Origin of the sequence: Streptomyces sp. NBC_00075 (genome assembly GCF_045041225.1) — a bacterium.
GTDB classification, from domain to species: Bacteria; Actinomycetota; Actinomycetes; order Streptomycetales; family Streptomycetaceae; genus Streptomyces; species Streptomyces adonidis.
On the sequence record NZ_CP108243.1, the window covers coordinates 9906320 to 9920261 of the forward strand.

Sequence of the window (13942 nt, forward strand, 5' to 3'; positions counted from 1 at the left end):
AGGGCTGTTGCCCGTGGGGCGGGGGACAAGTCCAGGGTTGGACGGACGTCCCCTGCGCTCCGTTCCGTGCCCCGACGGCACGGGCCTCACTCCTGCACCCCCAGCGCACCGGCGAGCATCGGCCACGACGCGCTGAACTCCCCCTTCCAGTAGGCCCAGCTGTGTCCTCCTCCCGCGTAGTAGTGGGTGGTGACCGGAACGCGGAGCAGGGCGAGCGTGTCGGTGAAGGCGTGCGCGGAGAGCCACAGGGCGCTCTCCAGCGCCTCGGGCAGCCAGTCCCCGGTGCCACCGACGATCCCGCTGCCGCTGGAGACGTACAGCGGGGTGCCGCGCAGCCCTTCGGCGCGGGCCCGCGGGTTGAAGTCGCGCCAGGTGAGGAGGTTGAGCAGCGGGCTGCCCCAGAGGGAGCGGGGCGCGAGGTTCTCACGGGCCACGATGGCGTCCACGAGCGGGGGCACCCCGGGCGCGGTGGTGTCGAGGATGCCGCTGTACGAGGCCGCCGCCGCGAACATGCCCGGATGGCGCGCCGTGTGCGCCATCGCGCCGTAGCCGCCGGTGGAGACCCCGGCGACCGCCCGGACACCGGAGGCCCGGTACTCGCGGGCGAGCAGCGCGGGTACCTCCGTGAGCTGGAAGGTCTCGTAGTCGGGCCCGCCGCGCCAGGCACTGGGAATGCCGGTGGGCCCCGCGTCGGGCATCGCCACGATCAGGTCGCGGCCCTCGGTGAACGCCTCGATGTCCGTCTCCCGGGTCCAGGACGTGTAGTCGTCGTGGGCGCCGTGCAGGAGGTAGAGGACGGGATAGGTCCGCGTCGGCTGTGTCGCGAACCCCGACGGCAGGATCAGTCGTAGCGGCGCGCTGCGGCCCAGGGCGGGCGACGCCACGGAGACGTCCAGGGTGCGCGGACCGAGGCGGGTCGCGGCGTGCGCGGTGGCGGTTCTCGCGCCGAGCAGCCCGGTGAGCCCGACGGCGGCGGCTGCCTTGGCGACGGTGCGTCGGGACACTCCTGCGGCGTGGTGGTGGGACATGGCGGCTCCTCGTGGTCCGGTTCAGCGGCTGTGCTCGTCGAGCGCGCGCCGCAGATGGGCGACGATCTCGTCGACGTACGGCGGGTCGAGCAGCGACAGATGGTGCCCCGCTACCGGTACGACCGTCAGGCGCGGGCACACCTCGTCCCAGCCGAGCGCCTCGTCGTCCCGCTCGTACGCCGGGTCGCGCACGGTGTGCGGAGCGGGCTCGGTGGCCCGGTACAGCACCACCCGCCCGTCGTAGGGCCCGGGTTCGTGCGCCTCGCCGATCCTCAGGTCCAGATAGGAGGAGCGCTGGTGCTCCAGGGCGGCGGGCGGTACGTCGGCGACCTCGCGCAGGGCCCGCAGCACGGTGTCGATGCGCTCACCGTCGTCGTCCATCGCCAGCAACTCGTCGTACGGCAGCTCCAGTTGGACCCCGTACGCGTCGGCGACATGACGGGCGAAGCCCGTGAAGTGGGCGCGGATCCGGTCGGCCGGGGTGTCACCGGGCCGGGGGAGCGGCCGTACGGAGTCGAGGAGCGCCACGAGCCCGACCTCCCGCCCGGCGGCGGCGAGTTGCCGTGCGGTCTCCTGGGCGACGAAACCGCCGAAGGACCAACCGGCAAGCAGATACGGCCCGTTGGGGTGAGCGGCGGTGACGGCGTCGGCGTAACTGCGCGCCTTCTCGATCACCGTACGGGCGTCCGGGAGCCGGTCCAGACCGTACACGGGCCGTTCCTCGCCGAGCCGTTCGACGAGCGTCCGGTAGACGTCGGTCGTACCGCCGGCGGCGTGGACGAGGAAGAGCGGGGCACCGGAGGCGGTGGCGCGCAGGGTGCGCAGAGGGGCCGCCAACTCGCTTGTGCGGAGCGCCTGTTGGAAGCGCTCGGCCATGGCCTCGACGGTGGCGGCGCCGAGCAGGTCGCGCAGGGGCAGTTCGATCCCGAACTCGCCTTCCAGGGCGGTGCGGATTCGGACCGCCATCAGGGAGTCCAGGCCGAGGTCCGCCAGCGCGGTGGCGGGCGTGATACGGGTCGCCGGGTGGCCGGTGACGGCGGCGATGTGGTGCCGCAGCCGTCCGGCGGCGGACGTGTCCGGTACGTCCGCCTCCTTGGCGGCGGGTGTCGCACGTCTGCCGTCCGTCCACCAGTGCCGGACGTGCCGCCAACGCGGTGCGGGCAGGTCGATGACATGGCCTGGTGGCAATGGCAGCCGCCCGCCCGCGCAGTACAGGGCACCCACCTGGGCCAGGAACTCGGCGGAGGTGTCGGCGTCGCGGCGCAGGGTCCCGATGGCGAGCGCGCCGGGCGCGGTGTCGGTGATCGCCCTGGTCAGAACCGGGTGGGGCGAGATCTCGACGAAGGCGGTGTGACCGTCGGCGTGGGCCGCAGCGACGGCACGGTCCAGGCGCACGGGCCGTCTCAGGTTCGCGGCCCAGTGGGCGGCGTCGAAGAGGGAGTCGCCGCGCGGGTCGTCCAGGACGGTGGAGTAGACGGGGACACGGGGTCGGCCGCCCGGCATGTCTGTGAGTGAGTCGGCCAACTCCGCTAGCAGTGGGTCGACTTGGGGCGAGTGTCCCGCGCCGACGACACGCAGGGCGCGAGCGGTCCGCCCTTGCTGCTCCAGCCTCCGCACCAACCGCGCCACCGCGGCCTCCTCCCCGGTGACGACCTTCTGTCCGGGCGAGGAGTGCACGGCGACGCAGACACCGGGGAAGTCCCGTTCCAGGACGTCGAGTTCACCGTCGTCGAGGTCGACGACAGCCATGGCGCCGCCGCGCAGCCCGCTGAGCAGCCGGGCCCGTACGGCGACCACCCGGGCGGCCTCGGACACGTCAAGCGCGCCCGCGCACACCGCGGCGGCCACCTCGCCCACGGAATGGCCGATGACGGCGACGGGCTCGACACCGTACGAGCGCCACAGCTCGGCCAGCGCCAACTGGAGCCCGAACAACACGGGTTGGGCGACTTCGAGCCGGTCGAGGTCGCCGCCGGACGCCAGCTGGTCGTACAAGGAAAGCCCGCACTCCGGGGCGATCTGCGCGTCGAGCTTCTCCACGGCGGCGGCGAAGGCGGGCTCCTCGGCGAGCAGTCGGCGTCCCATGCCGGGCCACTGACTTCCGTACCCGGAGAAGACCCACACCGGCCCGCGCCCGGCGAGGTTCCGCGTGTCCGTCACGAGCCGTGGATGAGGGAGCCCCTGCGTCAACGCGCCCAGCCCGTCCGCGAGTTCGGCGCGGTCGCGGGCGGCGATCGCCGCGCGTACCGGCCCCCGCCCTCCTCGCCCGGCGAGCGTGCGTGCCACGTCGGCGGGGTGGGCGGCGCCGCCCTCGGGCGTCCGGAGCCAGTCGGCGAGCCGGGACGCCGTGTCGCGGAGCCGAACGGTGTCGACGTCGGAGAGGAGATGGAGGCGAGTGTTCGGGGCCTCCTCCCGGGGCGGCGGGAGGATCTCGGGCCGCCATTCCTCCAGTACCGCATGGGCGTTGGTGCCGCCGAACCCGAAGCCGGACACCCCGGCGGTGGCCGCACCGCCGTAACGCGGCCACGGCTCGCACTCGGTGACCACCCGCAGCCGTTCGTCGTCCAGGGCGCTCCCGTCCGCGCAGTGCAGGGAGGGTGGGATGACGTCGTGGTGCAGCGCGAGGACCGTTTTCACCAGCCCGGCGATGCCTGCGGCGGCCTCCAGATGGGCGAGGTTGCCCTTGACGGAGCCGAGCAGCAGCGGCTGGTCGGGGTCGCGGCCCGTACCGAGTGCGGCACCGAGCGCGCCTGCCTCGATCGGGTCGCCGAGCCGCGTACCGGTGCCGTGCGCCTCGACGTGGTCGATGTGCGCCGGGGAGAGCCCGGACCGGGCGTAGACAGTGGTCAACAGGGCTTGCTGGGCAGCGGGGTTGGGCGCCAGGAGGCCGTTGGAGCGGCCGTCGGAGTTGACGGCCGTGGCACGGATGACGGCGAGGACGCGATCGCCGTCCCGTTCGGCGTCGGAGAGCCGCTTCAGCAGCACGGCCGCGCAGCCCTCGCCGCGTCCGATGCCGTCGGCAGCCGCCGAGAACGGCTTGCACCGCCCGTCCGGCGCGAGGGCACCGGCCCGCTGGAACGCCACGCCGACGGTAGGGGAGAGGAGCAGGTTGACCCCGGCGGCGACCGCCGTGTCGCTCTCGCCGGTGCGGAGGCTGACACAGGCGTGGTGCACGGCGACCAAGGACGACGAACAGGCGGTGTCGACGGCCATGCTCGGCCCCCGGGTGTCCAGCACGTACGCCAGCCGCCCCGCCGTCACGCTCAACGCGCCGCCCGCCGGTGCCCAGGGATCGACGGCCGCCGGGTCGGCGCCGGTGAGCGAGCCGTACTCGGCGGCGGAGACACCGACGAAGACACCGGTGGCGGTACCCGCGAGGGAGCCGGCCGGGACAGAGGCGTGGTCGAGGGCCTCGTGGACGACCTCCAGGAGGATCCGCTGCTGCGGGTCCATCACCGCGGCCTCGCGCGGGGTGATGCGGAAGAAGTCCGCGTCGAACCCGGCGATGTCGTCGAGGTAACCGCCGTACAGGGGCGCGTCGGAGGGCGGAAACGCGCCGAAGTCGCGCCACCGGTCCTCGGGAACCCGGCGCACGGCGTCGACGCCCTCGGCAAGCAGCCGCCAGTAGTCGCCCGGCCCGTGCACACCCCCGGGCAGCCGGCAGCCGACCCCGATGACCGCGACGGGCTCGTCGGCCGTCGCCGGGGCAGAAGCCTGAGCGACCCCTGTCCTCGTCCCCGTCTCCGCGCGGCACAAGTACGCCACCAGGGCATCCCCGGTGGGCGCCTCCCACAGCAGCGTCGCCGCCAGCTCACGACCCGTCGCCCGCGACAGCTCCCCGGCCAGCACGACCGCGTCCCGCGAGGACATGCCGAGGTCCGCCAGCGGCCGGTCCATGGGCACGTCCTCGGCCGCGGTACCGCTCCACGCGGCCACCCGCTCGGCGACCAGCCGACGCAACCGGCCCTCGTCGACACCGCCGCTCATCCCGCCGCCTCCTGCCCGTAGGCACCTTCCAGATAGCGCTGCCGCGTCAGCGCGCGGGCCACCTTGCCGCTGGACGTACGCGGAATCGCGCCCGGCGGTACGAGGAGGACGTCCGCGAGCCGCAACCCGTGCCGTGCCGAGACGGCCGCGCGCACGGCACGCACCAGTCCCGGTACGTCGATCTCTGCGAAGCTGGTACTCCGTACCCGCTCGGCCACGACGACCACCCGCTCGCCCGCGTCACCCGCCACCCCGAACGCGGCGAGCCGGTCGCGCCGCACGGCCGGGTCCGCGTCCTGGACCGTGGCCTCCACGTCCTGCGGATAGTGGTTGCGGCCGTCGACGACGATCAGGTCCTTCAGCCGCCCGGTGACGATCAACTGCCCGTCCAGGAAGGTCCCGAGGTCGCCGGTGCGCAGCCAGTGGCCGGTACCGGCCGAGTCGTCGGTCGGCTCGGCGAACTCGGCGCCGAACACGCGCCGGCTCTGCTGCTCCCGATTCCGGTAGCCACGCCCCACGTTGGGCCCCTGCACCCAGATCTCGCCGACCTCTCCCTCGGACAACCGGGCACGGGACACGGGATCGGCGATCCGTACCCGCTGGCCCGCCGGAGTCCCGCAGCCGGCCAGCGTCACGGCTCTGGGATCGTCGGCCCGCGCGGGCAACGCCTTCCCGGTGGCGAGGGCGTCGCGGTCGAGCGCGAACCGGCGCAGCGGCTCCCCGGGTCTGCCCGCGCTGACGAAGACGGTGGCCTCGGCGAGCCCGTACGACGGACAGTGGACGTCCGACGCCAACCCCTGGGCGGCGAAGGCCGCGTGGAAGCGGTCGGCGGTGCCGGGGCGGACCGGTTCGCTGCCGTTGATCAGCGCGGCGACACCGTCCAGCCGCAGTCCTGATCTCTGGGCCTCGGTGACGGTCGAAGTGCAGTAGTCGTAGGCGAAGTTGGGCGCCGCGCTCAGCGCACGCGGATGCGCGGCGAGCAGCCGCAGCCAGCGCACCGGTTCGTGGAGGAACGCGGCCGGATCCATGAGTACCGACAGCAGACCTCGTACGACAGGGGCGGCGACACTCAGGACGAGCCCCATGTCGTGGTACAGGGGCAGCCAGCCCACACAGGTCACCGAACGGTCGTCCACACCGTAAGCGGCCAGCGCCTGACGGGCGTTGGCGACGACATTGCCGTGAGTGATCTCCACGCCCGCAGGAGACCGGGTCGACCCGGACGTGTACTGGAGGTAGGCGACCGCGTCGTCGTGCGGGGTGACCGACAGCAAGTCCCCGGCGGTGTCGGGCACTTGGTCGACCGCGATGAGCCGCACCGGGAGGACGCGGGCGCAGAAGTCCCGTACCTCGTCGAGGAGGTGACCGGTCGTCACCACGATCGCCGGACTCGCGTCCCCCAGTACGGTCGCGAGCCGGTCGCCGTGTCCGGGCAGGCCCGGCGGATACAGCGGAACGGCGACCAGTCCGGCCGTGAGTGCCGCCAGGAACGCGGTGACGTAGTCCGTCCCCTGCGGGCACAGCAGCGCGACCCGGGATCCGGGCTCGGCCTCCTCGGCGAGGCGGGCGGCCAACTTCCGTACTCGCAGATCCAGTTGGCGCCAGGTCAGGGTGCGGTGGACGCCGCGCGAGTGCGGGGCGGGATGGTCGACGAAGGTGAACGCCCGGCGGTCGGGGGTGGTTTCGGCCCAGTGGCGTACGTACTCCGGCAGACTCCGGTGGGCGGGGGCGAGCGGGGGGCGGCGGCTGTCCATCGGGCATGGCTCCTCACATCGCGGAACGGCGGGACTCACGACTTCACGAGTACTTGGGCGGCTCAGACGTCTCAGAGAGGCCAGAGAGACCAGAGGGGGCAGTGGGGGCAGTGGGGTCAGAGGGGTCAGAGGGGGATGTTGCCGTGTCTGCGCGTCGGCATCGGGGCGCGCTTTCCGCGCAGTGCGCGCAGGGCGCGGACGATGTGCGTGCGGGTGTCGCGCGGGGCGATCACCGCGTCGACGTACCCGCGTTCGGCGGCCAGATAGGGCGTGCCGTGCGTGCTCTCGTACGCGGCGACGAGACTGGCGCGCAGGGTCTCCGGGTCGGCGGCGGCGGCCAGTTCGCGCCGGTGGAGGATGCCCACCGCGCCCTCGGCGCCCATGACGGCGATCCGGGCGGTGGGCCAGGCGAGGTTGATGTCGGCGCCGAGGTGCTTGGAGCCCATGACCGCGTACCCGCCGCCGTACGCCTTGCGCACCACCACCGTCACCTTCGGGACGGTCGCCTCGGCGTACGCGTACAGGAGTTTGGCGCCGCGCCGGATGATCCCGGCCTGCTCCTGACGGACGCCGGACAGATAGCCGGGGACATCGGCGAAGGTCAGCAGCGGAATGCCGAACGCGTCGCAGAACCGCACGAAGCGCGCGGCCTTCTCGGAGGCGTCGATGTCGAGCACACCGGCCGCGTGGAGTGGCTGGTTGGCGACGACACCGACCGAGGAACCCTCGACGAGGGCCAGCGCGCAGATGATGTTCGGCGCGAACAGCTCCTGGATCTCCAGCAGTTCACCCCCGTCGACGACGGCGCGCAGGATGTCCCGCATGTCGTAGGCCTGCCCGAGCCGGTCCGGTACGACCTCGTCGAGACACACGTCGGCGGGCGGCGCCGCGGGCGTGTACTGCGGGGGCCGCTCCAGGTTGTTGGCGGGCAGGTACGACAGCAGGTCCCGTACGGTGTCGAGGGCCTCGACCTCGTCGGCGGCGAGGAAGTGGGCGTTGCCGTTGACGGAGTTGCTGGTGCGGGCGCCGCCCAGATCCTCCGCGCTGGTGCGCTCCCCGGTGACCGCCTCGATGACGTCGGGCCCGGTGACGAACATGTGCGAGGCGCCGTCGACCATCACGGTGAAGTCGGTGATGGCGGGCGAGTACGCGGCCCCGCCCGCACACGGGCCGAGAACGACCGAGAGCTGGGGGATGACCCCGGACGCCTGGACGTTGCGGCGGACCAGCTCGGCGTAGAGGGCGAGCGACGTGACGCCCTCCTGGATACGGGCGCCGCCGCCGTCGTTGAGGCCGATCACCGGGCAGCCGGTCTTCATCGCGAGGTCCATCAGGGCGATCGTCTTCTCCCCGAAGGCCTCACCCATGCTCCCGCCGAACACCGTGGAGTCCTGCGCGAACACACAGACGGGACGGCCGTCGACCGTGCCGTGTCCGGTGACCACGCCGTCCCCGTACGGGCGAGGGCCGCCGTCGACGGTGGCCCTCGCCCGTACGAACTGCCCGGTCTCGGTGAACGAGCCCTCGTCCAGCAGCAGGTCGATCCGCTCGCGGGCGCCGTACTCCCCGCGTCTTCTCGGGCCGCCCTCCGTCAGCGCCCGCGCCCGACGGCTCTCCAGAACGGTGATGCGGTCGGCGGTGCGGTCGGGCACGTGCGTCGCCCAGGATGTTGTCGCCTCTAGCGTCACAGCCACCTCCGAAGTGGCTTTCGAATATGGCAGCGCCGGAGGAGCGGACCGGGCCAATCACCGTTCTGTGTGCGGGAGGTGAGTCCTGCGGGACCGAGGTTCGTCCGTGAGTGACAAGTGTGGGTGCTGTGCGGCTGCTGTGTGTCAGGCGGGCTGCGGGACCGGCCTCCGGTCTCCCCAGCGCCGGGTGCGCCAGGCGCCCGCGAGGCGGCACAGGGCGTAGATGCCGAACGAGATCGTGGTGACGTACGGGCTGATGGGGATGGAACTGCCCAGGGCCAGCAGGATGCCGCCCTCGATGGACAGCACGGCGAACACGACACTGAGCAGTGGCAGCAGCACCGGGGACGCGGTGACGCGGGCGGCGGCCGCGGCGGGTGTCACGACCAGGGTCAGGACCAGCAGCGCTCCGACGACCTGGACCGACAGGGCGACGGTCAGCCCGAGCACGATCATGAAGACGAAGGACAGGCCGCGCACCGGCACACCACGGGCCGCGGCGACGTCCGGGTCGGCGCTCGCGAAGGTCAACGGCCGCCAGATGACGGCCAGGGCGACCAGAACCAGGGCGGAGGTGCCCAGGAGCCAGGTCATCTGCGGGGTGTCGACGGCGACGATCTGCCCGGTGAGCAGGCCGAACTTGTTGGCCGCGCGGCCCTTGTAGAGGGCGAGGAAGAGCACGCCGAGCCCGAGTCCGAACGGCATGAGGATGCCGATCGCCGAGTTGCGGTCCCGGGCCCGCGCCCCCAGCACCCCGATCGCACCGGCCGCGACGAGCGACCCCACGATCGAGCCCGCCACGATGTTCGTGCCCAGCAGCAGTGCCGCCGAGGCGCCCGCGAAGGACAGCTCGCTGATGCCGTGCACCGCGAACGGCAGGTCGCGCATGATCACGAAGACCCCGGCCAGCCCGCCGACGAGGCCGAGCGCGGCACCCGCGATGAGGGAGTTGCGGACCAGGGCCAGCAGCTCGCCGTAGTTCTCGAAGCTGAAGATCTGGTGCCAGACCCCCTCGGCGAGCGTCATCGGCGTACTTCCTCGGTCTCGGGCACGGTCTGGTGTGCGTTCTCATGTGCGTGATGGGGTGGTGCGGCCGGTCCGTCGGGGGCGCCGACGACCACGACCCGGCCCTGGACGCGGAGGACGTCGACCCGGGTGCCGTACAGCTGGGACAGCGACTCCGAGGTCAGGACCTCCTCCGGGGTTCCGACCCGGTGAGCGCCCGGCGCGAGGTACAGCACGCGGTCGACCAGGCCGAGGACCGGGTTGATCTCGTGGGTCACGAAGACCACGGACGTGCCGTGGGAGCGGCGGCGGGCGTCCACCAGTTCGGTGACGGCCCGCTGGTGGTTCAGGTCGAGGGAGAGCAGGGGCTCGTCGCAGAGCAGGATGCGCGGGTCGGTCGCCAGGGCCTGCCCGATCCGGACGCGCTGACGTTCGCCGCCGGACAGCATGCCGAGGGGGACATCGGCGTACGCCGACGCTCCGACCGAGGCGAGGATCTCGTCAACCCGGTGGCGGACGGCGCCGGTGCGCGGCCGGGGTCCGAAACGGTGCCCGTCGATGCCGAAGCGCACGAGATCGCGGGCGCGCAGCATGGCCTGCGCGGACAGTTCCGCCTGCTGGGGGACGTACCCGAGATGACGGCCGGCCTCGCGAGCGGGGCCGCCGAGGACGGTCAGAGTCCCCGCTGACAGGGGCTGCCGGCCCAGCAGGGCCCGTACGAAACTGGTCTTGCCCGAGCCGTTCGGCCCGAGCACGGCCAGGAACTCACCCGGCCGTACGTCCAGGTCGAGGCCCTGCCACACCACGCGCGCGCCGTACGACAGTTCGGCGCCGCGCAGGCTGATCACCGCCTCCGGGGCGGACCGGCTCACTTGGCGAGCGCGCTCGCGAGCGCGTCGACGTTGGAGGTCATCCAGCCGAGGTAGTCCTTGCCGGCGGGCAGGGTCTCGGTCACCGGTACGACGGGAATGCCGGCCGCCTTGGCCGCGGCCTTGGACTTCTCGGTCTGCGGGCCGGAGGTCTGCTCGTTGTAGACGAGCGCCGCGACCTGCTTGTCGGAGAACACCGCCAGCGTGGCCTGAAGCACCCGGGGGGAGACGTCGTCGCCCTCCTCGATGGCCTCGCTGAACGCCTCGGGCGTCTTGTTGACGAGACCGCTGGCGGTGGTGAGGTACAGCGGCACGGGCTCGGTGATGGCGATGCCCTCGCCCGCGTGCTCCTTCTTGATCTGGGCCTCCTTCGCCTCCAGCGCCGTGAGCTTCGTCTTGAAGGCCTCGGCGTTCTTGGTGAAGAGGGCGGCGTCGGCGGTGTCGGCCTTGCCGAGGGCGGTGGCTATTCGGTCGGCGATCTTCGCGACGGTCGGAAAGTCGTACCAGACGTGCTCGTTCAGCTCACCGCCCTTCGGGGCGGTCTTCCCGGAGACCTTGACGGCGTTGACGACCTCGGCGGAAGCGCTGCTGCTCTTCAGCATGCGGTCCACGAAGTCGTCGTAGCCGCCGCCGTTCTCGACGACGAGCTTGGCCTTGGACAGCGCCAGCTGGTTCTGGGTGTTGGCCTCGTAGGAATGCGGGTCCTGGTCGGGGTCGCTGATGATCGACGTGACGTCGACCTTCGCGCCGCCTATCTGCTCGACGATGTCGCCGTACACGTTGGTGGAGGCGACCACGGCGACCTTCGACGAGGCGACCGGTTCCTGCCCACCGCTTCCGTCACCGCCGGAGTCCGACGAACTGCCGCACCCCGCGAGAAGGGCCAGCGAGGCGCCGGTGATCAGGGCGAGACGCCGGGACGGGGACGGGGACATGGATCCTCCACGAGAGCAGCATGCACAGGGGGCCCGGTCGGCACGCGACGGACCGGCATGCGCCACGGTAGATGGAAATGAATGTCAAGAACATGGCCGATTCCGATCGATATGGAAACCATTGCCAACCCTTGACGCGCCCCACGTCGCTCGGGAGAAGATCATGACGATGTCGCGAGAGGCAGGCAGGCGCCCCAAGCAGAAGTAGAAGTAGGAAGCAGAAGGAGAGCGCGCTCCCATGAACCTGGTGGAATCGCTCCGGGCCCACCGCCTGCTGGCGATCGTACGAGGCAAGGATCCCGTCGCTGCCCTGCGCACCGTGCGCACGCTCGCCGAGGAGGGCATCGCGGCCGTCGAGGTCTCCCTGACCACCGCCGACGCCCTGACCGTCATCCGGCAGGCGCGCACCGAGCTGGGCCCCGACGCACTCCTCGGCGCCGGGACCGTACGCTCGGCCGCGGACGCCGCCCGCGCGGTGGACGCCGGCGCGTCGTACCTGGTCACCCCGGCGCTGGTCGATGGTCTTGAGCCGTACGGCGTCCCCGTGCTGATGGGTGCCCTGACACCGACCGAGGTCGAGGCCGCCCTCGCCCGGGGCGCCGCCGCGATCAAGCTCTTCCCCGGGGCACTGGGCGGCCCCGCCTACCTACGGGCCCTGCGCGACCCCTTCCCCGAGGTGCCCTTCGTGCCGGTCGGCGGAGTGGACGCACGGGCCGCCCGTGAGTACCTGGACCGGGGAGCCATCGCCGTTGGCGTCGGCTCACCGCTCGTCGGGGACGCGGCCGACGGCGGGGATCTGGGGCAACTCCGGGCCCGGGCGGCGGTGTTCCGCGAGGTGGCGGCGGGGGAGTCGCTGTGACGCCCTCGGGTCCTTACTCACCGCCGGATGCGGTGGCCTTCGGCGAGACGGTGGCGGTGCTGCGGGCTCAGGGCGCGCTGCGGCTCGGCAAGGTGGCGGCAAGGGGAGGCGCCGTGATGACTCCGGTCAACCAGTCCCCGCCGGATGTGGTGGCCTTCGGTGAGACGATGGCGGCGCTGCGGGCCGAGGACGTGCTGCGGCTGGGCAAGGTGGCGGCAGGGGGAGGCGCCGTGACGACTCCGGTTGTTGAGCCCCCGCCGGATGCGGTGGTCATCGGCGAGACGATGGCGGCGCTGCGGCTCGGCAAGGTGGCGGCGGAGGAAGGGCTGTGACGGCCCCGGGTACCCACTCCCCACCGGACGTGGTGACCTTCGGTGAGACCATGGCGGCGCTGCGGGCCCAGGGCGCGCTTCGGCTCGGCGGGAACCTCGGTCTGTCGGTCGCGGGAGCCGAGTCCAACGTCGCGATCGGGCTTGCCCGGCTCGGGCACCGGGTGCGCTGGGCCGGGCGGGTCGGCGCGGACGAACTCGGCGCGCTGATACTGCGTACGCTGCGCGCCGAGGGCATCGACACCGGCCACGCGGTCGTCGACGACTCCGGCCGGCCGACGGGCCTGCTGCTGACCGAACCCCGCCTGGGCACCCTCACGCGCGTCAGCTACTACCGCGCGGGTTCGGCGGGTTCGGCGGTCTCACCGGCCGACGTACTTCCGGCGCTGGCCCCCGGATCCCGCGTCCTGCACCTCACCGGCATCACACCGGCGCTCGGTCCGGCGGCGGCCGAGGCCACGCTCGCCGCGGCCATGGCGGCTCGCGACGCCGGCATCACCGTATGCCTCGACGTCAACTACCGCTCCCGCCTGTGGACCCCCGACCGAGCCCGCACGGCCCTGCGGCCACTGTTGCCCCACACCGACCTGCTCATCGCCTCCGAGGACGAGCTGCCGCTCGTGCAGGAACGGCTCGGCGCGGGCGAATCCGAGGCCGTGCACAGCATCCTGGCCGCAGGTGTCGACGAGGTGGTCGTCAAGCGCGGCGCACGCGGCGCGACCAGCTTCACCGCCGAAGTGGCGACCGACCGTGCGGCACGACAGGTCGACGCCGTGGACCTGGTCGGCGCGGGCGACGCCTTCGTGGCGGGGTACCTGTCCGGGCTCCTCGACGGCGCGGACATCCCGGCCCGCCTGCACCGGGCCGTCACCACCGCGGCCTTCGCCGTCGCGACCCGGGGCGACTGGGAGGGCCTGCCTACGCGGGACGAACTCGGCTTGTTGGACGCGGCGGAGGGTACGACCATTCGCTGAACCGGGAGATCGCCGGTGGGCTGATGGGCATGCCTGCGGCGAAGTCGGGCGCCCCCGTCTCAGCTCGTGGCTCCCGCGTTCCAAGTCCGTTCCAAGACCCGTCTGCATAGTTCGGTAGCAGGCCGGTTCAGGAGCCCGGCCACGACTACGGAGGCGGACATCTGGGCCAGCTCGGCGACACCCATGTCAGCGCGGGGCGCCCGCAGTTGGCGCACACCGAGTGGACCGCGGCCCTGCACATCCTCGAACGGCTCTGCCGCGCCGACGCCGACTGTCTGTGCGCCAAACTCCGCGAGCTTCGGTACCGGACGAACACCGCGTGTCGCCCTTTGCCTCGGCGGTCGTGAACACGACAGAATCGCCTTCGGGTACATCGCCCCCGGGTACGTGGACGGCCGATCGCCGGCGCCCGCCCGAGGCCATCGCGCACCATCACAGGCCACCGCGCACGACCACGACGTCTTCGACACCTCGAAGACGTACCGGCCGCGCGGGAATCCACCAACTCCAGTAC

General features: G+C 72.5%; 10 protein-coding genes. 3 read left to right on the forward strand and 7 right to left on the reverse strand.

Annotated features, from left to right (window positions below; all coding sequences use genetic code 11):
* Positions 1 to 86: 86 nt before the first annotated feature.
* The 7 genes from OG787_RS43360 to OG787_RS43390 form a co-directional block, all read right to left on the reverse strand.
* A complete protein-coding gene (locus OG787_RS43360; protein ID WP_369030095.1) occupies positions 87 to 1028 on the reverse strand; it encodes an alpha/beta hydrolase in 942 nt (313 codons plus the stop codon).
* A 21-nt stretch (positions 1029 to 1049) separates the two neighbouring features.
* Positions 1050 to 5015, reverse strand: a complete 3966-nt coding sequence (locus OG787_RS43365) for a beta-ketoacyl synthase N-terminal-like domain-containing protein (RefSeq protein ID WP_405538965.1) — start codon at positions 5013 to 5015, stop codon at positions 1050 to 1052.
* The gene (locus OG787_RS43370; protein WP_369030093.1) at positions 5012 to 6769 is read right to left on the reverse strand and encodes a fatty acyl-AMP ligase; all 1758 of its coding nucleotides are present in this window, start codon (positions 6767 to 6769) and stop codon (positions 5012 to 5014) included. The genes OG787_RS43365 and OG787_RS43370 overlap by 4 nt, the downstream gene beginning before the upstream one ends.
* A gap of 125 nt (positions 6770 to 6894) precedes the next feature.
* Positions 6895 to 8457 carry an acyl-CoA carboxylase subunit beta gene (locus tag OG787_RS43375; protein WP_405540757.1) on the reverse strand — a complete coding sequence of 521 codons (1563 nt, stop codon included), beginning with the start codon at positions 8455 to 8457 and terminating at the stop codon, positions 6895 to 6897.
* Between the two features lie 144 nt (positions 8458 to 8601).
* Positions 8602 to 9483 (reverse strand): metal ABC transporter permease, encoded by an 882-nt coding sequence (locus OG787_RS43380; RefSeq protein WP_369030091.1) that lies wholly within the window; start codon positions 9481 to 9483, stop codon positions 8602 to 8604.
* Positions 9480 to 10334 (reverse strand): metal ABC transporter ATP-binding protein, encoded by an 855-nt coding sequence (locus OG787_RS43385; protein ID WP_405538966.1) that lies wholly within the window; start codon positions 10332 to 10334, stop codon positions 9480 to 9482. Before OG787_RS43385 ends, OG787_RS43380 begins: the two co-directional genes overlap by 4 nt.
* Positions 10331 to 11266 carry a metal ABC transporter solute-binding protein, Zn/Mn family gene (locus OG787_RS43390; RefSeq protein ID WP_369030090.1) on the reverse strand — a complete coding sequence of 312 codons (936 nt, stop codon included), beginning with the start codon at positions 11264 to 11266 and terminating at the stop codon, positions 10331 to 10333. The genes OG787_RS43385 and OG787_RS43390 overlap by 4 nt, the downstream gene beginning before the upstream one ends.
* A 238-nt stretch (positions 11267 to 11504) precedes the next feature.
* Here OG787_RS43390 and OG787_RS43395 point away from each other — a divergent pair, with 238 nt between their 5' ends.
* From OG787_RS43395 to OG787_RS43405, 3 genes are read left to right on the forward strand one after another with little or no spacing between them, the layout of a single operon-like run.
* Positions 11505 to 12125: a bifunctional 4-hydroxy-2-oxoglutarate aldolase/2-dehydro-3-deoxy-phosphogluconate aldolase gene (locus OG787_RS43395; RefSeq protein WP_405538967.1), complete on the forward strand. Its 621-nt coding sequence runs from the start codon at positions 11505 to 11507 to the stop codon at positions 12123 to 12125.
* A complete protein-coding gene (locus OG787_RS43400) occupies positions 12122 to 12457 on the forward strand; it encodes a hypothetical protein (protein WP_405538968.1) in 336 nt (111 codons plus the stop codon). The genes OG787_RS43395 and OG787_RS43400 overlap by 4 nt, the downstream gene beginning before the upstream one ends.
* Positions 12458 to 12507: 50 nt before the next feature.
* Positions 12508 to 13428, forward strand: a complete 921-nt coding sequence (locus OG787_RS43405) for a sugar kinase (RefSeq protein WP_405540758.1) — start codon at positions 12508 to 12510, stop codon at positions 13426 to 13428.
* Positions 13429 to 13942 lie beyond the last annotated feature (514 nt).